Origin of the sequence: Planococcus maritimus, from assembly GCF_001687625.2 — a bacterium.
Taxonomy (GTDB): domain Bacteria; phylum Bacillota; class Bacilli; order Bacillales_A; family Planococcaceae; genus Planococcus; species Planococcus maritimus.
This window is the reverse complement of sequence record NZ_CP016538.2, coordinates 2,182,980-2,204,115: the sequence shown is the minus strand read 5'-3', so window position 1 is coordinate 2,204,115 and position 21,136 is coordinate 2,182,980. Positions and strand designations below refer to the sequence as shown.

The window sequence follows — 21,136 nt, the reverse complement described above, 5'->3', positions numbered from 1 at the left end:
AAATCAGATAATTTGTAATGAATTCTTAATATGCTGTTGCGTATATAGTGATATACTGGTTAAAGCCCGTAAGGCGAAAGAAGCAAAGAGACGGTTGGTTACAGTAAGTATAGCTAAGGCGGTTTTAGAATGGCAAAGAAAAACGGTGGAACTTCATTAGATTCCATCTTTGACGAACTGGTCGCAAAGATGGACCAGTCGAAACAGGGAATTTTCGCCATTAGCGAAGAAAGTCGTCGCAGCTATGAAGAGATGAAGGACGAGTTGGAGAACGTTAGGTCGAACATCAGCCGCATCATAGCGGAAGGCGATGCCCTTGAAGAGCGGACTCGTTCAGCTCGCCGGCGACTCGCTGAACTATCGGGTTCATTCGAATCATTCACTGAAAACCAAGTTCGCGAAGCTTTTGAGTTGGCCAACGAAATGCAAGTGCAATTATCCTTGAACCGCGCAGAGGAAAAAAAGTTTCGGCAAAAACGGGACCGCCTCCAGCGCAATCTTCAAAAACTTCTTCAAACAATTGAACGTGCAGAACGATTGGTCAACCAGATCAACGTGGCCACCAATTATTTGGCGTCGGATATTGAAGATTTTGGTGAAGCGGTCGATAAATCGAAAAGCAAACAGGACTATAGCTTGCGAATCATCGAAGCGCAAGAAGAAGAGCGGAAGCGGCTGTCACGTGAGATACATGATGGCCCGGCCCAGATGATGGCAAACGTCTTGCTGCGTTCGGACTTAATCGAGAAAACATACCGTGAAAAAGGTGCGGATAAGGCCTTTAAGGAAATTTCTTCGTTGAAAGAGATGGTGAGGCAAGCACTCACAGAAGTCAGGCGAATCATCTATGATTTGCGTCCAATGGCATTAGATGATCTTGGGCTAGTTCCGACTTTAAAAAAATATCTCGAAACGATTGAAGAATATAACCACGGAGTCCGGTTGTTTTTTCATTCCAATGGAAACGAACTCCGGCTCCCGAATAACTTTGAAACGTCCATTTTCCGACTCGTGCAAGAATCGGTGTCGAATGCGATTCGCCATGGAAAATCGACGGAAATCGAAGTTAAAATGGAGTGGCTCTCTGAACAAGTGTCGATTATCATTAAGGACAATGGCTCCGGGTTTGATCAAGAGATTGTTAAAGACCAGTCATTCGGCTTGGCCGGCATGAGAGAGAGAATTGAATTGATCGGCGGCGAGTTTTTCATTAACTCCACGCTGGGCGAAGGAACGGTGTTAATGTTTCATATCCCGCTGAAGACGGGTATGTAAGATATGGTATTTTGAGGAGGACGACATAATGACAAAAATTATTATTATTGATGATCACCAATTGTTCCGGGAAGGTGTTAAGCGTATCCTGGACTTCGAAGAAACCTTTGAAGTGGTCGCAGAAGGCGGCGACGGCGAGGAAGTCGTCAAGCTATACGAAGAACATCAGCCGGATGTTGTGTTGATGGATATCAACATGCCGCAAAAAAATGGTGTCGAAGCTACGGGTGAGCTGATCGAAAGATTCCCGGACGCTAAAGTCATTATGCTGTCCATTCACGATGACGAATCATATGTGACGCATGCGCTTAAAACTGGGGCACTTGGCTATATGCTAAAAGAAATGGACGCAGATGCCATTATCCAGGCGATCAAAGTCGTGGCTAAAGGCGGATCGTACCTGCATCCAAAAGTAACGCGAAATTTGGTAATGGAATTCCGCCGTTTGAGCGAACGGGAAAACAAAGGTTCATTCCACCAAACAGAAATCCGTCGACCTTACCATTTATTGACAAAACGCGAAAGCGAAGTTTTGCAATTGCTGACGGATGGGCAAAGCAACCGTGTCATTGGTGAAACTTTGTTCATCTCTGAAAAGACCGTTAAAAATCACGTGTCGAGCATTTTGCAAAAAATGCAGGTTAACGACCGCACGCAGGCAGTGGTAACAGCTATTAAAAACGGATGGGTGGAAGTCCGCTAAAGCCAACAGGCCGCAGTAGGTGATCTCACCGTGAACATATAAAAAGCGCCGGAAGCAATTGCTTCCGGCGCTTTTTTACATGCGTCCGATGCAAAATTGATAGATCGATGCAGTAACTAAGCAATCGCCAAGTGCATCGTGAGCATTGTGCTCGAGCTCTAAATAGGCGGATAAGGTCGTCAGTTTATGATTGGGTGTTTCCGTGATGAATTTGCGTGCCAGCCGGACCGTATCAATTACTTGATAAGGCGGCACAGGCGTGATGCGCTCAAGTGCGTACAAAAATCCCATATCGAAGGGGGCATTATGAGCGACGATTGGCAGCTCCCCGATAAAGTCAATCAACTGAGGAGCAATTTCTTCTATGACCGGCGCATTCTGGACATCACTGTTTCGGATACCTGTAATGCGGGTGATGGTACTAGAAATCGGCCGTTCCGGATTAATCAATAAATACATGGTGTCTTGCTGGTGATGACCGATATACTTCACAGCACCGATTTGGATGATTTTATCGTCACCAGCGCGCAAACCGGTCGTTTCAAAATCCAGTACTATATAGTCATCTGCAGGTTCCATCGTCAAATTGTATTTTTTCGCTCGTGTCGCGGTTCTTCTTTTTGGATAGGTTCGAGTGTCTTGCATTTTTTGGTTGAGCAAACGTTCAGCTTCCCATTTTTCCACATGATCGCCTCCTTAAGGTTTCCTTACATTGTACATGACAGCTAATGGAATTGTCGTGTCGCATATTGACACTGTTTCTTCATTGTATTCCGCATGGAGCTATGGCAAAATGAGCGCAGGAGGAATGCATCATGAAAAAATGGATTATGGCAACTGGGCTCATATTGACGCTCGCGGGTTGTTCAAGTGAAGAAGACGCTACAGTCAATAGCAATACCGCAGAAGATGGCAATGCGGCTACTGAAAACAATGCCATAGAACACGGCATAACGGACCAAGAAGTTGGCTTCACTCTTGATGATGAGGGAGATGTTGTCGCAGCGGAAGTTCCGGAAGAGGACAAGCAGAAATTGTTAGATGCATACGGCGAATACATCGCAGCGTTCAATGCGGAAGATATGGAACGATATATGGCGACGATTGCTGAAAATCCGGATGGCTTTGACCGTGAAGAAGATCAGCAAGCTTTAGCTGAGGCTTTCGATAATTACGATACGACCTATACGACGAGTGATGAAACGATTGTGAAATACGAAGAAGACCGGGCAGAAGTATTTGCGACCATCAATGTAGAGATGAATGAATCCGGAACCGACCAAGGCATGCAGCAATCTGGGCGGCAAGTGGTTGTGTTCAAGAAAGAGCAGGGCGATTGGAAAGTGACGAGCCTGCATTTTATCGGAAATCAATAATCAACAACTACAATCAAAGCTTTTCCTGGCAGGCGAATAGGGCTTGTGTCCGGAAAAGCTTTTTTACATGCACGCAAAGGGAAAGAAAGCTTGAACGTGTTGATTCAAGGACTGGATTTTTTGCCTACTGACAGGCAAGTTTTGGTAAGATAGCAGTGGAGGCTGATTGAAAATGAAAACAGCGATTGTGACAGACAGCACGGCATATATCCCACAGCAACAAGCACAAGACAAAGGTATACACGTTGTGCCCTTGCAGATTACATTCGGCGCCGAGTCCTATGCGGAAACGGCATTGGATACTGTGGAGTTTTACGAAAAAGCACGGGAAGAACTTCCGAAAACCTCTCAGCCACCCATCGGTGAATTTGTCTCATTATATGAAAAGCTTTCAGAACAGTATGATGAAGTAGTGGCCATTCATTTGTCGAGTGGTATCAGCGGAACGATGGCTGGGTCGAAACAGGCAGGCGATATGGTAGAGAACATGGACGTTCACGTGTTCGATTCTGAAATTGCTTGTGCCGTCCAAGGGTTTTATGCGTTAAAGGCAGCGGAACTCGCAAACAAAGGAATGAAGGCTAAAGAAATTTTAGCAGAACTTGAGGAAATGAAAAAAACCTTGCGTGCTTATTTTATGGTGGAAGATCTTCGTCACCTGCAGAGGGGAGGACGTTTGTCAGGAGCACAGGCTTTGGTTGGCAGCATGCTCCAAATTAAACCGATCCTGCATTTCCAAGACAAGCTAATCGTTCCATACGAAAAGATCCGTACAAGAAAAAAAGCGATGAACCGCATTGTGGAAGAATTAAAAAAAGACTGCGGAAAAGAGCCGCTTCAAGCAACCGTCATTCATGCCAACCGGCTAGAAGAAGCGGAGAAATGGAAAGCGGAGCTTGAACGTGATTGTCCGAATGTGGAATTCACCATTTCCCATTTTGGGCCAGTGATCGGTACGCATTTAGGAGAAGGCGCAATGGGCCTTGGCTGGGCAAAGAAATGACCGGTTAAGGCCTTTTGGCTACCCAAAAGGAGGAAATTTATGCAAGCCATTGAAGCGTTTTTAAGGGGCAGAATATGGATAAAACAATTCGTTCCATTCCCTGAAGAACTGATACAGGAAGTGATCGATAAAGGAGACGCCACCATCGTTAGCGGCATATCGGCAAATGGCGAATGTGCAAGATGCCTTGAAAACTCAAAAGAATACGTGATTCCATTCGACTGCGCAACATGCGGCAAAGTTTGCCGGTATTGCCGGAAGTGCATAAGGATGGGGCGCATCAGCAGTTGCACCCAATTGGTTTTATGGAGAGCCCCTTCCATTCCGCATGCTGGGCCACGCGACTTTGGCTGGCAAGGCCATTTGACTCCACAGCAGGAAACCGCATCAAAAGCTATCTCGGAAAGCATCCGGAAAAATGAGCACCATCTATTGTACGCCGTTTGCGGTGCCGGTAAAACCGAAATCCTCTTTCCCCCTATCCACGAAGCATTGCAAAATGGCCTGCGTATTTGTGTGGCTGCCCCGCGAACCGATGTCATCCTCGAGTTGTCCCCGAGATTCCAACAAGCGTTTCCCGATGCTGCCATTCATACACTCTACGGCAATAGCCCAGAACAAACGGGTTACGGCGAAATTGTGTTGGCTACGACGCATCAATTATATCGATTTCAGGAAGCCTTTGATTTACTCTTTGTCGACGAAGCGGATGCTTTTCCTTACTCGCTTGATCAGTCGCTAGAACGGGCCGTGAAAAAAGCGGTTAAACCGTTTGCTCCGATTATCTACATTTCTGCCACTCCATCACAAACACTTCAAAAACAAATCATCATCCACTCCAAGATATTCCGCCGCTATCATGGCGCTCCCTTGCCAGTCCCCACATACCAGGCGTTATGGAATTATGAGCGCCACATCCAAAAAGGCAAGATTCCCGTTGCATTAAAAAATTGGATCGAAAACAGGTTGAAAAGAAAGCAGCCATTTCTTTTGTTCTTTCCAACAATCGAATTAATCAACCAGGTTGCTCCGCTGTTAAAGCAAATTGATCAGACCATAGAAGCTGTTCATTCTGAGGATGCTGAGCGAAAAGAAAAAGTCCTGCAATTAAGAGGAGGGAAATTGGCTGGTCTGGCCACCTCCACTATTTTGGAACGCGGTATCACCATTCCTCATCTGCAAGTCGCCGTCATCGGGTCTTGCCACCGGGTATTCGACCGGGCAGCGCTCATCCAAATTGCGGGCAGGGTTGGGAGAAGCGGAAAAGATCCCACGGGGGAAATTGTCTTTTTCCACAACGGCATTACGGGGCAAATGGATGCCGCCAGAGCAGATATCCTTTTTTATAACAAGGAGGGGGAGTCATGAACTGTTGCTTATGTGACCAACAATTGCATTTTATTCCTTCATGGCGCGGAATTTTTCTCTACGAAGTGCCGGAAATTGCGTGCCGGGCATGTAAAAAAGAATTTACGAAGATTTCTTTGACGGGCTGTAAATTTTGCAGCAAAGAAGGAGATATCCTATGCGAGGACTGTCGCTACTGGGAAGAGCATGGCTACCGAGAGGTCATCGAATCGGGAAAAAGCTTGTATGGCTATAATGAAGCTATGAAAGATTGGTTTCACCAATATAAATTTTTGAAAGATGTTTTGTTGGCGCAAGTGTTCGCGAAGGAGTTAAGAGAAGCCTTGGCGCATGAACGGGCAGTGGTCGTTCCGATTCCGCTGAATAAAGAAAAACTCCACGAACGGAGCTTTTCGCAAGTGGATCAATTGCTGCTGTCAGCGGATATTCCATTCCAGCACTTGCTCGAGAAATGCGGTGAGACCTTGGGGACAAAAAACCGCCAAGAACGGATGGCGACACAACAGCTATTTCGCCTAAACGGTGAAGCGGTTCCTAAACAGTTATTGTTGGTGGATGATCTCTACACAACCGGCACGACGATGCGCCAGGCAGCTAAAACATTGAAGGAAGCGGGGGCTGTATCTATCCGAACCCTGACATTGATTCGCGCATGAAAAGGGCGAGAAGTGAGCGACAACATGAAAAAAGCAGCTGCAATAGCAGCCGCTCGTCTTAATGCTCATAGATCATTTTGCGTGTCATGCCACCGTCGACGGTCAAGCATTCCCCTGTAATAAACGAATTGTCGGGATTCGACAGGAACAAGCAAGCTCTAGCGACATCATCGGTAGTGCCGACGCGTCCACTCCAGTGCTGCTCGTGATCGACTTTCCGCAGTTCTTCCGAATCGCCCGTGTGAATCCAACCCGGGGCGATAGAATTAACGCGAATGCCTTTTGAATGGAGGCTCGCTGCGAGAGAATGGCTTAGTGCGAAAATCCCGCCTTTTGAAGCAGAGTAACTTTCTGTTCCTTGTTCTGACATAAATGCTCGTGTCGAGGACATATTGACGATAGACCGGATGTCCTCATCCATGTATCGTGCAGCTTCACGACTGCAGATAAATACACTCTTCAAGTTCGTATCAATCACGCGGTCCCAGTCTTCTTCGGTTAACTCGAAGAGGGGGGTGAATTCTGAGATTCCAGCGTTATTGATCAGCACATGGATGCTGCCATGGGTCTTGTGGATGTCCGAAAAGACGCGTTCGACTTCCGAGAAACTTCCTACATCACATTGCCGGTATTCCACACCATCGATTTTGACTTCTTCAATATCCAGGCCAATGACCTGTGCGCCTTCTTTTTGAAAATATTGCGCTACGGTTTTGCCGATGCCTTGTGCGGCACCTGTGACAATAACTGTCTTATTTGCAAACATAAACTTCATCTCCTTGTCGTATAGTTTACCTTTTTACTATTGTGATGAAACTTTTTACGTTTCAAGAAGGATTCCGTAGGGAACAAATAGAAATAGATAGATAGCAAAACAGAAGGAGGAGTTCACATGTTGCAATTCAACATCAGAGGCGAGAATATTGAGGTAACTCCCGCAATTCGCGAACACATCGAGAAGAAGGTAGAAAAAATCGAACGCTTTTTCACCGATGGAGCGAATGCAACCGCGATGGTCAACTTGAAAACGTATAACCACAACCAAACAAAAGTAGAAGTTACAATCCCGATGAAAAACCTAACACTACGTGCTGAAGAACGGCACGATGATCTCTATGCAGCGATCGATTTGATCGTTTCAAAATTGGAGCGTCAAATCCGCAAGTATAAAACGAAAGTCAATCGCAAATTCCGTGACCGCGAAGGAATGGGGTTAGCATTTGCTATAGCTGAAAGCGAAGCGCAAAGTGTTTCTTCTGCAGAGACGGAAGACGAGGAAGATTTGAAAATTGTCCGGACGAAACAATTCGATTTGAAGCCAATGGATGAGGAAGAAGCAGTCCTACAGATGAATATGCTCGGGCATAGTTTCTTCGTCTTCACAGATGCTGAATCCAACGGCACAAACATCGTCTATAAACGCAAAGACGGTTCTTACGGATTGATTGAGACCACTTCATAAAAGTAAGCCTCCTGTAACGGGAGGCTTTTCTATTGCCAATTTTTAAGCGCTTGTCGATACACCAAGCTTGTTAAAAGAAAGACTTATAGAAACCAAGTTGTTGTAATACTCTTTTGCCAGTTCAAAAAATGCATTGTTTGCACGCTTTATAGTGCAGTGTTAAAATGAATGATGAGATTTTTTAAAAAATGCTGCATATGATTCAGATAAACCCAAAGAATGAAAATATGAGCAATAGCGTTTTTGGGCTTTTTAAAGCCAGATTCGCCATGCAGGGAGCGGTTAAACATGCTTGGAGTATTGAATAAAGTATTTGACCCGAATAAACGGGATTTAAAACGATTGGAAAAAGTATCAGATCAAGTGGAAGCCTTAGCAGATGAGTATACAGCTAAAACGGATGAAGCCTTAAAAGCAAAAACTGCCGAGTTCACAGCACGTTTCGAACAAGGTGAGTTGCTTGATGATATATTGCCTGAAGCCTTTGCAACCGTACGTGAAGCATCAAAACGCGTGCTCGGGATGTATCCATTCCGCGTACAAATCATGGGTGCCGCTTCGCTTCATCAAGGGAATATTTCCGAGATGAAGACCGGTGAAGGTAAAACTTTGACTTCGACGATGGCCGTCTATTTGAACGCCATCACGAAAAAAGGCGTTCATGTGGTAACGGTCAATGAATATTTGGCGAGCCGCGATGCGGAAGAAATGGGCCAGCTTTATAATTGGCTTGGATTGACTGTCGGGCTCAATGTCAACAGCTTAACGAAAGAACAAAAGCGTGAAGCCTATCAAGCGGACATCACATATAGCACGAATAATGAGCTCGGCTTCGATTATTTGCGCGATAATATGGTTTTGTATAAAGAAGATATGGTCCAGCGCCCGCTTCACTTTGCGGTTATCGATGAAGTCGATTCAATCTTGATCGATGAAGCACGAACACCATTGATCATCTCAGGGCAGGCTGCAAAATCTGCCCAGCTTTACATGCAAGCAAATGCTTTCGGAAGACTGCTCCAGAAGGATAGCGATTACGCTTATGACGAAACGACAAAAGGCGTAGTGTTAACCGAAGAAGGCATAGAAAAAGTCGAGAAAGCCTTCAGCATTGATAACTTATTCGACTTAACGCATGTGCGCTTGAACCATGCGATCAATCAATCATTAAAAGCACATGTGACGATGCAAAAAGACGTCGACTATGTTGTACAGGACGGCGAAGTGGTCATTGTTGACCAATTCACTGGCCGTTTGATGAAAGGACGCCGCTATTCTGATGGGCTTCATCAAGCAATCGAAGCCAAAGAAGGCCTTGAAGTCCAAAATGAATCGATGACAATGGCGACTATCACCTTCCAGAACTATTTCCGGAAATACGAAAAGCTTTCTGGTATGACGGGTACTGCGAAAACAGAAGAAGAAGAGTTCCGCAATATCTACAATATGAACGTCATTTCGATCCCGACCAATAAGCCAATCATCCGTGACGACCGCGTTGACTTGATCTACGCGACAACGGAAGGCAAGTACAAAGCAGTTTCTGAAGACATCATTGAGCGTCATAAAAAAGGGCAACCGGTTCTAGTCGGTACCGTTGCGATTGAAACGTCTGAGATCATTTCCGCGTATTTGACGAAAAAAGGCATCAAGCATTCAGTCTTGAATGCAAAAAATCACGCTCACGAGGCTGAAATCATTTTGGATGCCGGTCAAAAAGGTGCCGTTACCATCGCCACTAACATGGCAGGGCGCGGAACGGATATCAAACTCGGTGAAGGCGTCATTGAAGCAGGTGGACTTGCGGTAATTGGTACCGAACGCCATGAATCCCGCCGCATCGATAATCAGCTGCGAGGACGTTCTGGACGTCAGGGAGATCCTGGTGTGACACAATTTTATCTGTCGCTTGAAGATGATTTGATGCGCCGCTTCGGTTCAGATGCTATGCGTAATATGATGGGTAAATTAGGGATGGATGATTCCCAACCGCTTCAGTCTCGCATGGTGACGCGTTCTGTCGAATCTGCCCAAAAACGAGTGGAAGGCAATAACTTCGACGCACGGAAACGCCTTTTGCAATATGATGATGTGCTGCGCGAACAGCGCGAAATCATTTATAAAGAGCGTTTGGAAGTGCTCGAGACTGGCGATATGCGCGAACTTGTCGACAGTATGATTGATAGCTCAATCGGTCGGATGGTCGCAAGCTACACTACGGCAGAAAAGCCGGAAGAATGGCATTTGAAGTCGTTGACTGAAGTGATTTCTGGCAATCTATTGCCAGAAGATACGATCACGCCGCAAGAGTTAGAAGGCAAGACACAAGAGCAAATTATTGAACATGTGCGCGAAAAAGTAACGGCGCATTATAATGAAAAAGAAGTAGAAATGACGCCGGCCCGTATGCGCGAATTTGAAAAAGTCGTGTTGTTGCGTTCAATTGATACAAAATGGATCGACCACATCGATGCGATGGATCAATTGCGCCAGGGAATTCATTTGCGTGCTTATGGTCAGAACGATCCATTACGCGAATACCAGAATGAAGGATTTGCCATGTTCGAAGCGATGATCGAGGCGATTGAAGACGACGTGGCGAAATATGCCATGAAAGCGGAAATCAAGAACAATCTCGAGCGTGAGGAAGTGGCGAAAGGACAGGCGGTCAACCCAAAAGAGGGCGGTCAAGCCACAAATAAGAGAAAAGAACCGGCTCGTCGCGAGATGGAAGTCGGACGCAACGATCTATGTCCATGTGGCAGCGGCAAGAAGTTCAAAAACTGCCACGGGGCTGCATCTTAAACGAAAACAGGTGTACATTGCCGGAGAGCAACAGCTCTTCGGCATTATTATGAGGAGGAACTTTACATGATGGAATTATCGGATATTCGCAACGAGCTCGACAAAACAGCCGAAAAACTGGCGGACTTTAGGGGGTCTCTTTGACTTAGAAAACAAAGAGGCTCGGATACAGGAACTAGATGAGAGAATGATCGACCCGAATTTCTGGAATAACCAAGAAGAAGCGCAAGTGGTCATTTCCGAAGTGAATGCATTAAAAGATGTAGTGAATCGTTACCGTAAGTTCGAGGAAGACCAAGAAAACATGGAAATGACCCTCGAGCTGTTACGTGAAGAACCCGACGAGGAACTCCATGAAGAAGTGAGCGGTGAACTTAAGCAGTTTCTCAAAGACTTAAATGCTTACGAGTTAGAGCTCTTATTAAGTGAAGAGCACGATAAAAACAATGCCATACTGGAACTGCACCCAGGGGCTGGCGGAACGGAATCACAGGATTGGTGTTCGATGCTTTTGCGCATGTATACGCGCTGGGCTGAAAAACGCGGATTCAAAGTCGAGACTTTGGATTATTTGGCGGGAGATGAAGCTGGTGTCAAATCGGTGACGCTCGGAATCAAAGGGCATAATGCTTACGGCTATTTAAAAGCTGAAAAAGGCGTTCACCGTTTGGTCCGTATCTCACCGTTCGATTCCTCAGGACGCCGTCACACATCATTCGTGTCATGCGAAGTGATGCCAGAATTCACGGGCGAAATCGAAATCGATATCCGCACCGAAGATTTAAAAGTCGATACCTACCGTGCAAGTGGCGCCGGCGGGCAGCATATCAATACGACAGACTCTGCCGTCCGGATCACACATTTACCAACAGGCGCAGTCGTGACGTGCCAACAAGAACGTTCGCAAATTAAAAACCGTGAAAAAGCGATGCAGATGCTGAAAGCGAAGCTTTACGCATTGAAGATTGAAGAGCAAGAACAGGAATTGCTCGAAATCCGCGGAGAGCAAAAAGAAATCGGCTGGGGCAGCCAAATCCGGTCTTATGTTTTCCATCCGTACTCCATGGTCAAAGATCATCGGACGAATCATGAAACTGGAAACCTTCAAGCTGTCATGGACGGCGATTTGGATGGCTTTATCCACGCTATGCTGCGTTCGAAAATGCAATAAGGTATTGTTCAGTCCCCAAATCAGCCCCTTAGAAACCGGCTGATTTGGGGTTTTTTTGATGGTGAAAAGGCAATAGAAGTAAAGAGCTTGAATTGGCCAAGGAGGTCTCCTATATGATGACGCATCAACTGTTGGTCTTATTGATCATTGGCTATATCGTTTACACAATCGATATCAAAAAGAACTATTTCCCAGTACCTGTAGTCTTGGTGTTCATAGGTTTAGGACTTTCTTTTATTCCGTATTTTGATGGATTCCGTATTTCCAAAGAAATTATCTTCACTGTTTTTCTTCCAGCTATGTTGTTTACCTCGGCTTATCAATTCCCGTTGAAGCAACTCAGACAAAATATTGGGATCATTCTCAGTTTAAGCACCATAGGATTGATTCTTACGGTCATTTTGCTAGGCTTGTCCGTCTATTTCGTGGGCGGATTGTTTACTTCACTCACCTTGACGGCGTCATTTTTACTCGCAGCGATTTTGACACCGACCGATCCGGTGTCTGTGACTGCCATCCTGAAAGAAAGCGGCGGTTCAGAACAAATTGCTGACGTAGTCGAAGGGGAGTCAATGATTAACGACGGGACGAGCATTGTCTTTTTCACGATTTTCCTGACAATGTATCAAACCGGAAACGGATTTTCAGTCGGCCAGTTTATGTCGGAATTGTTGCTCGTCTCGATGGGGGGCGTCATGCTTGGAATCGCTATTGGCTGGTTAATGAGCGAAACCATCCGCTTTACCGAGGATAAGAGATATCAAGTTATGCTTAGCGTCATTGGGGCGTATGGCGCTTTTTATATTGGGGAGGCCATCGGGGTGTCGGGTGTACTTGCAACAGTGGCAGCCGGTATATTCGTCGCTTATGAAATGGACAAAGACATTGAGGAAGATACGCTTCCTCAGTCATTGGATGGATTTTGGGACATCGTTACCCCTATCTTATTGGCAGTACTGTTTTTGTTAATCGGCATACGAGGTGCAGAATATCTGACGTTTTCAGGCTGGTGGTTCGCGATCGCTATTTTCTTATTATCCATCATCATCCGCTTCCTTGTGATTGCAGTATTTATTTATGGAGTGCCTAAATGGCGGCATGAATTCAAAAATGATTTATCGTCAATTACATTAACTGCTTGGTCTGGCATTAAAGGTGCCATGTCTGTGGCGTTATTGCTATGGCTTGAAGAAACGGCATCTGGCCAGGGAGAATTGCTGATTTCACTGGCATTTGCAGTTATTTTGTTATCGCTGACTATTCAAAGTATTGGCGTCTATCCATTATCAATCGCATTAAAAAAGCTTCAATAGAAGCCATTTCAAAAACCTGGCATCTGGCGGAGGAAAGTGATTAGTTAGTTCGTCATGGCATGTCTATTGCTTTATCCGGATGAAGTTCACAAAAAACGGGGGGTCTGCTATACTCTGACAGGGTTCAAGTGAATAGAAAAGGAAGAGGAATAACAGCATATGGGAAAACGAAATATACGAAAAACAAAAGATCCACATCCGGTTTTGACGAGTGTACTAGATTACTTCTCGATATTAGCAGGCGCGGCGATCGTCGCTATTTCATTTAACGTGTTTTTATTGCCGAACGAAGTCGCATCGGGCGGCGTGAGTGGCATTAGTACGATTTTATTTGGTTTGCTCGAGTGGAAGCCTGCATTTGTCCAATGGGCGTTTAATATCCCATTGTTCATATCTGGAGTCATTTTGCTTGGGAAGAATTTTGGCATCAAGACGGCAGTCGGCACCGTGTTTTTGCCGCTTGTCGTCTACCTGACTGAAGATTGGGAAGCCTGGACGAGAGATCCGTTGCTCGGCTCGCTGTTCGGCGGTATCATGGTGGGGCTTGGACTAGGGATCGTCTTTCGAGGAAAAGCATCGACTGGCGGAACTGATTTGGCAGCACAAATCATCACCAAATACACCGGGTTTACGCTCGGGACAAGTGTCGCGATTATCGACGGCATGATCGTCTTGGCAGCAGCTATCGTTTTTGATATTGAAAAGGGCTTGTATGCTTTGATTGGATTGTACCTCACGACCAAGACAATAGATTTAGTGCAGGTCGGATTTAGCCGATCGAAGATGGTCTACATCATCACGAACAAGCAAGTGGAAATCCGGGATGCCATTTATGATGAAGTCGATAGAGGCGTAACGGAATTGACTGCAACAGGCGGTTACTCAGGAAATGAAAAGCCGATTTTGATGGTCGTCATTCCACAAACAGAGTTCACAAGGTTAAAACAATTGGTGAAATTAATCGATCCGCAAGCATTTGTCATTGTATCCGACGCGTCTGAAGTGTTAGGAGAAGGTTTCAAACGTGCCTAAATTTGGTATACTCCTATAGAAGGTAAAATAAGCAAGACGCAGAGGAGGATTTCCATGAAAAAACAATTGATGACGGTATTGTTCGGTTCTGTTCTGGTTCTTGGTGCATGCGGAGGCGAAGAAGAATCATCTCCTGAAGAGCCTGCTGACACAGGTGGCGAAACGGAAACAACAACAGTAGACGCTGAAGCAGTTATTCAGCAAAACTGTATTTCATGCCATGGTGAAAACTTGGAAGGCGGAGGCAGTTTCCCAGCACTAAATGATGTAGGATCCCGCTTATCTCAAGAAGAAATCCTATCAGTTATTGAAAATGGGCAAGGCGCAATGCCTCCAAACATTATCGAAGGTGAAGAAGCACAAGCTGTAGCTGAATATCTTGCAAACCAAAAATAAACCGGGTTGTTGACCGGTTTATTTTTTTTGCCAAAAAACAAGGAGAATATAAAGACAAATGATAAAAATAAGGAAACTAGCAATGAAATTCGCCTTAAACTTATCGAACTTTCAGATAATTAATTGTATAGAGACTGAGTCTGAATTGAAATGTAACTGTAACAAAAAAGAAGTTTAGGAGTGTTATAATAACCGTGCTGCAAAATTTGCTACGTACATGGGAAATTAAATTCGGCAATATGCCGGATGATTAATAGGTGGTTTATAAATGATACAAATGAAAAATGTCTATAAAAAATATCCGAACGGTATTGTGGCACTCAATGGTTTGAATGTTGAGATTGACCAAGGCGAATTTGTCTATATCGTTGGGCCAAGCGGAGCCGGTAAATCGACGTTCATCAAGATGATGTATCGGGAAGAACGTCCATCTTCAGGGCAAATGCTGGTCGATGGAAAAGATATCGCCAAATTGAAAAACCGGAAAGTTCCTTTTCTGCGCCGTGATATCGGTGTCGTATTCCAGGATTTCAAATTATTGCCGCGCTTAAATGTTTATGAAAATGTTGCCTTTGCATTAGAGGTTATCGAGGAAAAACCTCCAATCATCAAAGATCGTGTCATGGAAGTATTGGACATGGTCGGGTTGAAGCATAAAGCGAAAATGTTCCCCCGTGAATTGTCCGGTGGTGAACAGCAGCGTGTATCTATCGCCCGTTCCATCGTCAATACACCGAAAATCATGATCGCCGATGAGCCAACAGGTAACCTTGACCCTGATACATCGTGGGATATCATGAATCTTTTCGAACAGATCAATTCAACAGGCACGACCATTATCATGGCGACCCACAACCGAGAAATCGTTAACAAATTGAGACATCGCGTTATCGCTATTGAAGGCGGGCTGATTGTACGCGACGCAGCCGGAGGTGATTACGGCTATGAAGATTAGAACATTTGGCCGCCACATCAAAGAAAGCCTCAAGAGCCTCGGTAGAAATGGCTGGATGACGTTTGCATCTGTCAGCGCCGTTACGGTTACATTGCTGCTTGTGGGAGTATTCGTCATGATCATGATGAACTTGAACAAAGTAGCCGATGACCTCGAAAATGATGTCGAAATTAAAGTCTTCGTTTCTCTCGAGGCAGAAGAAGAGCAAATTGCTGAACTCGAGGAAGAGATATCCGGGTTGAGTGGCGTCGAATCAGCCGATTTTTCAACGAAAGAAGAAGAATTGACGGATCTCGTACTCGACTTTGGCGAAGAACTGAGCCTATTTGAACAAAGCAATCCATTGTTTGATGTGTTCTATGTAAAAGCGACAGAACCTCAACAGACAGAAGCGGTAGCAAACGATATTGCTGCCCTTGAATATATCGAAGACGTAGAATACGGGGAAGGAAAAATTGAAAAACTTTTCAATTTCTTGAACGCTGGGCGCAATGTCGGCCTGGTCCTCATTTTAGCTTTGTTGTTTACAGCGATGTTCTTAATATCGAATACGATCCGCATTACCATTGTGGCGCGTCGTACCGAAATTGAGATCATGAAACTTGTCGGGGCAACCAATTGGTTTGTCCGTGTACCGTTCATTCTAGAAGGCATGTGGCTAGGAATTTTGGGTTCTATTATCCCGATCGGTCTTGTCGTGCTGCTATACCAGAAAATTACGGAGTTCGTACAACCTCGACTAAGCGGAGAACTTTTCCAACTGCTGGAGTTTTCACCTTTTATTTACCAAGTGAGTGCATTGATCTTGGCGATGGGTGTCTTTATCGGAATCTGGGGAAGTTTTATGTCCATTCGCAAGTTTTTACGTGTATAATCAATCAAAGGCCTATGGTCGCATGTTAACCATAGGCCTTAAGCTTACATAAATTAGGAAATAAAATACAGACATAGAAAAAGAACGTAAATCCAAAGGGGGAAAACGAACTTGAATTCGAAGTCTAAATGGATGTTGTCCGGTGTTTCATCAATTCTCGCACTGTCTCTGCTCATGCCTAGTGCACACGCAAACAGCAGCAAGCTCAATGAATTGGAACAGGAGCAACAGCAAGTCCAAAAAGAACAGCAAAAATTAGAAAAAGAACGTAAAGAGCTGGAAGAAAAAGAAGAAGATTTAAGCTCAGGGATCCAAAAGAAAGAAGGCGAGATCCAAGAAACGTCTTCAGAGCTTGACCGCATCGTTTCGGAAATCCAACAATTAGATAAGAAAATGCAGGAAACACAGTCTAAAATTGATACTGTACAAGCTGAAATCGACCAAACCAAAGAAGAAATCGATGAGTTGAAAGAAGCAATCGAAGAACTTGAACGCAAGATTGACGAGCGTACAGAATTATTGAAAGAACGAGCTCGTGCAATTCAAATGGGCGGAGGCTCGGTTGAGTACATAGATGTCTTATTGGGTGCCAATAGCTTTATCGATTTTATCGACCGTGTTTCAGCGGTCAATACATTAATTGAGGCTGACCGTGACATCATGCGCGAACAAGCTGAGGATAAAAAAGAATTGGCTGCTAAAAAAGAAGCGGTTGAAACGATTCTTGCCAACCAGGAAGAACGCCGCGAAGAACTTGTTTCACTGAAAGCATCTTTGGATAGCCAGAAGAAAGAACAAGCTGGGTTGAAAAAACAAATGGAAGCAGAGCAAAAACGCTTAGCTTCAGAAAAAACCAATTTAGAAGCACAACACGAAGAAGCGCTTGAAGTCAGCGCTGAAGTGGAAAAACAAATCATGGGACAGCAAGCTCGCATGGCGAAATTGGCTAAGGAAGAAGAATCTGAACGTGCTCGTATCGCGGAGGCTGAACGTAAAGCCGCAGCCGAAAAGGCCGCAGCTGAAAAAGCAGCAGCGGAGCGTGCCGCAGCAGAGAAAGCGGCAGCTGAACGTGCCGCAGCAGAGAAAGCTGCCGCGGAAAAAGCCGCAGCCGAAAAAGCAGCAAGTAAATCTTCATCAGCAAGTGCCAGCACTGCAAGCCCGGCACCAACTCCAGCGCCAACTCCAGCACCAACGCCGACACCGACACCAGCTCCTGTCGTCAAGCCAGCAGCAAACTTTGTCATGCCGGCATCCGGCCGTCACACATCTGGGTTTGGTGGACGTGATATCGGGGACGGTGCTGAGACGCATCTAGGATACGATATTGCCAACTCTCCTGGAACACCTATCGTGGCTTCAGCTGCCGGGTATGTCTCCTATGCCGGGTCGATGAACGGATACGGGAATGTCATTATTATTAACCACTCGATTAACGGGCAACCTTATGCGACTGTATATGGCCATCTAAATTCGATTGGAGTATCAGTCGGACAGAAAGTTGAACAGCGCCAATATATTGCAGGCATGGGCAACACCGGCCGTTCGACTGGGCCTCATTTACATTTTGAAATCCATGTAGGATCTTGGAACGGTTCGCGCAGCAATGCTGTGAACCCAGCCAACTATCTTTCTTATTAATCCAAAAAGCCGTCAAGGCCGTTCTTTCCGCTTCACGACTGGTGAAGCTTGGAGAAATGGCTTGGGCGGTTTTTTCGTTGACACAATTTGTTGCGGAGCAATTCTGGCGAATATACTGGCTACAAACAGTTCGTTTATCGTATGATGGTTATGGAATGGAGTGAAAACAATGTCGAAAAAAATGATCGGGCTCCTAATAGCCGCCATTGTGGTCATCATTCTTGCGGTGTGGGCAGTCTTTGACAGCCAACAAGAAGACCGGGCATTGAATAAAATGGCGCTTGGCAGTACGGTCGATTTTCTTCCGACCGATGAAGGCTTAGCGAAAGGCGAGTTGGCCCCTGACTTCGAATTAACGACATTGGCAGGCGAGGATATGCGCTTATCGGATTATCGTGGAAAAGCGGTCATCCTTAACTTCTGGGCGACATGGTGTCCACCTTGCCGTGCAGAAATGCCTCACATGCAGACTTTTTATGACAAACAGCAGGAGCAGGCTGTTGAAGTGGTCGCAGTTAACTTAACGACAGAAGACCGGGGCATGTCGGAAATCGAAAAATTTGTCGAAGAATTCGGCTTGAGTTTTCCGATTCCGATGGATGTGGATGGAGACATCGGTGCGCTTTACCAAGCGTTTTCGATACCGACTTCCTATATCATCGATAGAGAAGGCCGTATACTCCATAAAATCGTTGGCCCGATGGACGAAGACATGATGAATGGATTTATCGACGAAATCAATGAGGGGGAATCAGAATGACATCAATCGACACGAAATCAGTACACACGGCAGGAATGGAAGAGCGGATCATCCGCCCGAAAGTCATGCCGCTTTATCAAACATCGGCTTTCTCTTTTTCTTCGTTGGAAGAATTGGAAGGCTATTACGAAGGAAATGGAACGTATCTCTACACCCGGACAGCGAACCCAAATACAGATGCACTTGGACAAACGGTTGCACAGCTTGAAGGGGCACCGAGAGGCGTGGCTGCATCTTCTGGCATGTCAGCGATACTTGCTGGAATCTTAGCTGTTGCACAAGCGGGAGACCATATCCTTGCTGCTGAGGATGTGTATGGCGGAACTTTCCATTTATTGAAAGAAGAATTGAAAAGGCTCGGCATTACCGTGCACTTCGAAGATTTTTCGGATATCAGCACGATCGAACAAATGCTTGTTGATTTTCCTGAAGTGAAATTAATCGTCAGTGAATCGATTACCAATCCATTTCTGCGAATCGAAGATATCGAAGGACTTGTCCGCTTGAAAAATCAATACGGTGTGAAAGTGATGATAGATAATACCTTTGCGACACCTTACACATATACGCCTTATGCTCAAGGTGTGGATTTAGTCGTACATAGCGCAACCAAATATCTCGGTGGACATAGTGATGTCACTTCAGGGGTATTGGTCGGAGATGAATCCTTGATCGAAGAAGCCACAAAACGTGTGGTCAATCTCGGCATGAATTTAAGCCCGTTTGAAGCATGGCTGACCATTCGCGGCATTAAGACTTTAGCGCTGCGGATGGACAAACAGACTGCCAATGCACAGGCGATTGCTGATTTTCTGCAAGACAAAGCACGAGTATGGTATCCAGGAAAAGGCGCCATTGTTTCGTTTGAATTGCCTGAGTCGATAGATGTCTCCACTTTCTTTTCTTCACTCGGTTGGATTAAAATCGTTCCGACTTTGGCTGGTGTTGAGACAACTGTGTCATATCCATTCGGCACATCACACCGCACATTATCCGCGGAGGAAAAAGCTCGTATCGGCGTAACGGAACGTGTTGTCAGACTGTCAGCTGGAATTGAAGGCACAGACGATATCCTCGGACAACTGCAACTGGCATTCAACTGATTGAAAAAGATGTAGGGCTATTCCTGCTTCTTTGGTACAATGGAAGATAAGTTCATTTAGCTTAAGGATGGTGTCAGTGGAGTGTTAACGGATTTTTTGATGGCAATCGCCATGTTTTTTCTCAACCCTGTTTTTTATGTCGCATTATTTGCTGCGACCATGCTTGGATATTTTCGCGTTAAAAAAGAACGCCGTATTTTCCGTACGCGGATTGTGTACGGCGGGACGGAATTCAAGCGCTTACTGAAGGATGGCTTGCTATATGCATTGATCCTATCGGTGATCGTGGCAGCCGCTGGGTTAGCAGTACCGATGGAATGGCTGATTGCGCTTAGCATCGTCAGCATTATCATCATGCTGACCGGATTTTATCATCTGGCTTCTTTTATTTATTTAGCGGGAGCTGCAGCAGTAATCGTTTGGTTATTTGAAGCTAGTAATTGGAGTCTCAATCTTGGATTCGCCGAAATGGCTGGTCGAAGCTTTTCGGACGGATGGCTCATTTCAGTCGCTTTGATTTCAGGGATTGTCCTATTTATCGAGAGCCGTATGATCGACAAGTCAGCGGCAGCAGCCGCATCGCCGCGCCTGCATAAATCGGCGCGTGGCTTGCGTGCAGCTGCTTATATTTCCCGCCGGTTGTGGCTGATCCCAGCTGTCTTGGTCGTGCCAGGAGAGATGATTTCTGAATACGCACCGTATTGGCCGCAGCTGCCGATTGGAGAATCGGCCTTTTCCTTCATCTTGTTCCCAGTCGTATTCGGGTTCCAAGGCCGCAGTAAACGTACCTTGCCTGTTTATTTGTATCCTAAAATCGCCAAATCGGTTGCAGGGTCGGCTGTCTTGACGATTGTTCTTGCCCTATTCGGTTTTCTTTGGCAGCCGATGGCAATCATCGCACTTGCTGCTGGTGCAGTGTTCCGTTTAGGCATCAGCGTGTATTATGCACAAAAAGAGCGTAGCGGGAATTACACAGTGACTCCACAAGCGCAAGGTGTCATGATCATCGATGTGCTTCCGGGCTCTCCTGCAGAGAAGATGGGGCTTGTGCGCGGGGAAATCATCCGCAAAGTAAACGGCACCACTGTGACGAATGAAACGGAACTATACGAAGCCATCCAACTTAACGCGGCGCATTGCCGCTTGGAAGTAATCGACCATAACCTGGAAATGCGTCTTCGACAACATGTTGTCTTCCGTCATGACCACCATCGTCTAGGTCTCTTGATTGTCGAGTAAGGAGAGA

Annotated in this window: 20 protein-coding genes; 18 read left to right on the top strand and 2 right to left on the bottom strand. The window is 45.6% G+C overall.

Features of this window, described 5'->3' with window-relative positions; all coding sequences use genetic code 11:
* Nucleotides 1-129: 129 nt before the first annotated feature.
* A complete protein-coding gene (locus BBI11_RS11055; RefSeq protein ID WP_068463282.1) occupies nt 130-1,275 on the top strand; it encodes a sensor histidine kinase in 1,146 nt (381 codons plus the stop codon).
* A 28-nt stretch (nt 1,276-1,303) separates the two neighbouring features.
* Complete coding sequence (locus BBI11_RS11050) at nt 1,304-1,978, top strand: response regulator transcription factor (protein WP_068463280.1); 675 nt, start codon at nt 1,304-1,306, stop codon at nt 1,976-1,978.
* A 75-nt stretch (nt 1,979-2,053) separates the two neighbouring features.
* Here BBI11_RS11050 and BBI11_RS11045 read toward each other — a convergent pair whose 3' ends face one another.
* On the bottom strand, nt 2,054-2,662 hold the full coding sequence (locus tag BBI11_RS11045; RefSeq protein ID WP_068463278.1) for a 3'-5' exonuclease: 609 nt from the start codon (nt 2,660-2,662) through the stop codon (nt 2,054-2,056).
* A gap of 131 nt (nt 2,663-2,793) precedes the next feature.
* Between BBI11_RS11045 and BBI11_RS11040 the strand changes: the two genes are divergently transcribed.
* From BBI11_RS11040 to BBI11_RS16620, 4 genes are all read left to right on the top strand, one after another.
* On the top strand, nt 2,794-3,354 hold the full coding sequence (locus BBI11_RS11040; RefSeq protein WP_068463275.1) for a YybH family protein: 561 nt from the start codon (nt 2,794-2,796) through the stop codon (nt 3,352-3,354).
* Nucleotides 3,355-3,526: 172 nt separating this feature from the next.
* Nucleotides 3,527-4,357 carry a DegV family protein gene (locus BBI11_RS11035; RefSeq protein WP_068463274.1) on the top strand — a complete coding sequence of 277 codons (831 nt, stop codon included), beginning with the start codon at nt 3,527-3,529 and terminating at the stop codon, nt 4,355-4,357.
* Nucleotides 4,358-4,396: 39 nt separating this feature from the next.
* Complete coding sequence (locus BBI11_RS11030; protein WP_068463272.1) at nt 4,397-5,725, top strand: ATP-dependent helicase ComFA; 1,329 nt, start codon at nt 4,397-4,399, stop codon at nt 5,723-5,725.
* Entirely contained in the window at nt 5,722-6,381 is a 660-nt protein-coding gene (locus BBI11_RS16620) for a ComF family protein (protein ID WP_068463270.1), read from the top strand. The genes BBI11_RS11030 and BBI11_RS16620 overlap by 4 nt, the downstream gene beginning before the upstream one ends.
* Before the next feature lie 58 nt (nt 6,382-6,439).
* On the opposite strand, the gene BBI11_RS11020 is transcribed toward BBI11_RS16620, so the two are convergent.
* Nucleotides 6,440-7,147: an SDR family NAD(P)-dependent oxidoreductase gene (locus tag BBI11_RS11020; protein WP_068463268.1), complete on the bottom strand. Its 708-nt coding sequence runs from the start codon at nt 7,145-7,147 to the stop codon at nt 6,440-6,442.
* Between the two features lie 126 nt (nt 7,148-7,273).
* Here BBI11_RS11020 and hpf point away from each other — a divergent pair, with 126 nt between their 5' ends.
* The 12 genes from hpf to BBI11_RS10960 all read left to right on the top strand — a co-directional run bounded on the left by hpf (nt 7,274) and on the right by BBI11_RS10960 (nt 21,129).
* Nucleotides 7,274-7,843, top strand: coding sequence for a ribosome hibernation-promoting factor, HPF/YfiA family (hpf, locus tag BBI11_RS11015; protein WP_068463266.1), 570 nt, complete (start codon nt 7,274-7,276; stop codon nt 7,841-7,843).
* A 288-nt stretch (nt 7,844-8,131) separates the two neighbouring features.
* Nucleotides 8,132-10,648 (top strand): preprotein translocase subunit SecA, encoded by a 2,517-nt coding sequence (gene secA / locus BBI11_RS11010; protein WP_068463264.1) that lies wholly within the window; start codon nt 8,132-8,134, stop codon nt 10,646-10,648.
* Nucleotides 10,649-10,717: 69 nt separating this feature from the next.
* Nucleotides 10,718-11,819, top strand: a protein-coding gene (prfB, locus tag BBI11_RS11005; protein WP_156889106.1) for a peptide chain release factor 2 whose coding sequence is annotated in 2 segments (ribosomal slippage) — nt 10,718-10,789 and nt 10,791-11,819 — 1,101 coding nt in all. Because the reading frame shifts where the segments join, the coding sequence is not laid out codon by codon here.
* Nucleotides 11,820-11,932: 113 nt separating this feature from the next.
* Nucleotides 11,933-13,132: a cation:proton antiporter gene (locus BBI11_RS11000; protein ID WP_068463260.1), complete on the top strand. Its 1,200-nt coding sequence runs from the start codon at nt 11,933-11,935 to the stop codon at nt 13,130-13,132.
* Between the two features lie 159 nt (nt 13,133-13,291).
* Nucleotides 13,292-14,164, top strand: a complete 873-nt coding sequence (locus BBI11_RS10995) for a YitT family protein (RefSeq protein WP_068463253.1) — start codon at nt 13,292-13,294, stop codon at nt 14,162-14,164.
* Between the two features lie 54 nt (nt 14,165-14,218).
* Entirely contained in the window at nt 14,219-14,560 is a 342-nt protein-coding gene (gene cccB, locus BBI11_RS10990) for a cytochrome c551 (protein WP_068463252.1), read from the top strand.
* A 268-nt stretch (nt 14,561-14,828) separates the two neighbouring features.
* Entirely contained in the window at nt 14,829-15,515 is a 687-nt protein-coding gene (ftsE, locus tag BBI11_RS10985) for a cell division ATP-binding protein FtsE (protein WP_068463250.1), read from the top strand.
* Nucleotides 15,505-16,389, top strand: coding sequence for a permease-like cell division protein FtsX (ftsX, locus tag BBI11_RS10980; protein ID WP_068463248.1), 885 nt, complete (start codon nt 15,505-15,507; stop codon nt 16,387-16,389). The genes ftsE and ftsX overlap by 11 nt, the downstream gene beginning before the upstream one ends.
* A 111-nt stretch (nt 16,390-16,500) precedes the next feature.
* Nucleotides 16,501-18,027 carry a murein hydrolase activator EnvC family protein gene (locus BBI11_RS10975; protein ID WP_068463246.1) on the top strand — a complete coding sequence of 509 codons (1,527 nt, stop codon included), beginning with the start codon at nt 16,501-16,503 and terminating at the stop codon, nt 18,025-18,027.
* Nucleotides 18,028-18,196: 169 nt separating this feature from the next.
* Entirely contained in the window at nt 18,197-18,787 is a 591-nt protein-coding gene (locus tag BBI11_RS10970) for a peroxiredoxin family protein (protein ID WP_068463240.1), read from the top strand.
* Nucleotides 18,784-19,890, top strand: a complete 1,107-nt coding sequence (locus BBI11_RS10965; RefSeq protein ID WP_068463238.1) for a trans-sulfuration enzyme family protein — start codon at nt 18,784-18,786, stop codon at nt 19,888-19,890. The genes BBI11_RS10970 and BBI11_RS10965 overlap by 4 nt, the downstream gene beginning before the upstream one ends.
* Nucleotides 19,891-19,971: 81 nt before the next feature.
* Nucleotides 19,972-21,129: a PDZ domain-containing protein gene (locus tag BBI11_RS10960; protein ID WP_237150263.1), complete on the top strand. Its 1,158-nt coding sequence runs from the start codon at nt 19,972-19,974 to the stop codon at nt 21,127-21,129.
* Nucleotides 21,130-21,136: the final 7 nt, after the last annotated feature.

What these genes read in the sequence shown, in the direction of transcription:
- BBI11_RS11055 (WP_068463282.1), top strand. Translation starts at nt 130, where the DNA reads ATGGCAAAGAAAAACGGTGGAACTTCATTAGATTCCATCTTTGACGAA.
- BBI11_RS11050 (WP_068463280.1), top strand. Translation starts at nt 1,304, where the DNA reads ATGACAAAAATTATTATTATTGATGATCACCAATTGTTCCGGGAAGGT.
- BBI11_RS11040 (WP_068463275.1), top strand. Translation starts at nt 2,794, where the DNA reads ATGAAAAAATGGATTATGGCAACTGGGCTCATATTGACGCTCGCGGGT.
- BBI11_RS11035 (WP_068463274.1), top strand. Translation starts at nt 3,527, where the DNA reads ATGAAAACAGCGATTGTGACAGACAGCACGGCATATATCCCACAGCAA.
- BBI11_RS11030 (WP_068463272.1), top strand. Translation starts at nt 4,397, where the DNA reads ATGCAAGCCATTGAAGCGTTTTTAAGGGGCAGAATATGGATAAAACAA.
- BBI11_RS16620 (WP_068463270.1), top strand. Translation starts at nt 5,722, where the DNA reads ATGAACTGTTGCTTATGTGACCAACAATTGCATTTTATTCCTTCATGG.
- BBI11_RS11020 (WP_068463268.1), bottom strand. Translation starts at nt 7,147, where the DNA reads ATGTTTGCAAATAAGACAGTTATTGTCACAGGTGCCGCACAAGGCATC.
- hpf (WP_068463266.1), top strand. Translation starts at nt 7,274, where the DNA reads ATGTTGCAATTCAACATCAGAGGCGAGAATATTGAGGTAACTCCCGCA.
- secA (WP_068463264.1), top strand. Translation starts at nt 8,132, where the DNA reads ATGCTTGGAGTATTGAATAAAGTATTTGACCCGAATAAACGGGATTTA.
- BBI11_RS11000 (WP_068463260.1), top strand. Translation starts at nt 11,933, where the DNA reads ATGATGACGCATCAACTGTTGGTCTTATTGATCATTGGCTATATCGTT.
- BBI11_RS10995 (WP_068463253.1), top strand. Translation starts at nt 13,292, where the DNA reads ATGGGAAAACGAAATATACGAAAAACAAAAGATCCACATCCGGTTTTG.
- cccB (WP_068463252.1), top strand. Translation starts at nt 14,219, where the DNA reads ATGAAAAAACAATTGATGACGGTATTGTTCGGTTCTGTTCTGGTTCTT.
- ftsE (WP_068463250.1), top strand. Translation starts at nt 14,829, where the DNA reads ATGATACAAATGAAAAATGTCTATAAAAAATATCCGAACGGTATTGTG.
- ftsX (WP_068463248.1), top strand. Translation starts at nt 15,505, where the DNA reads ATGAAGATTAGAACATTTGGCCGCCACATCAAAGAAAGCCTCAAGAGC.
- BBI11_RS10970 (WP_068463240.1), top strand. Translation starts at nt 18,197, where the DNA reads ATGTCGAAAAAAATGATCGGGCTCCTAATAGCCGCCATTGTGGTCATC.
- BBI11_RS10965 (WP_068463238.1), top strand. Translation starts at nt 18,784, where the DNA reads ATGACATCAATCGACACGAAATCAGTACACACGGCAGGAATGGAAGAG.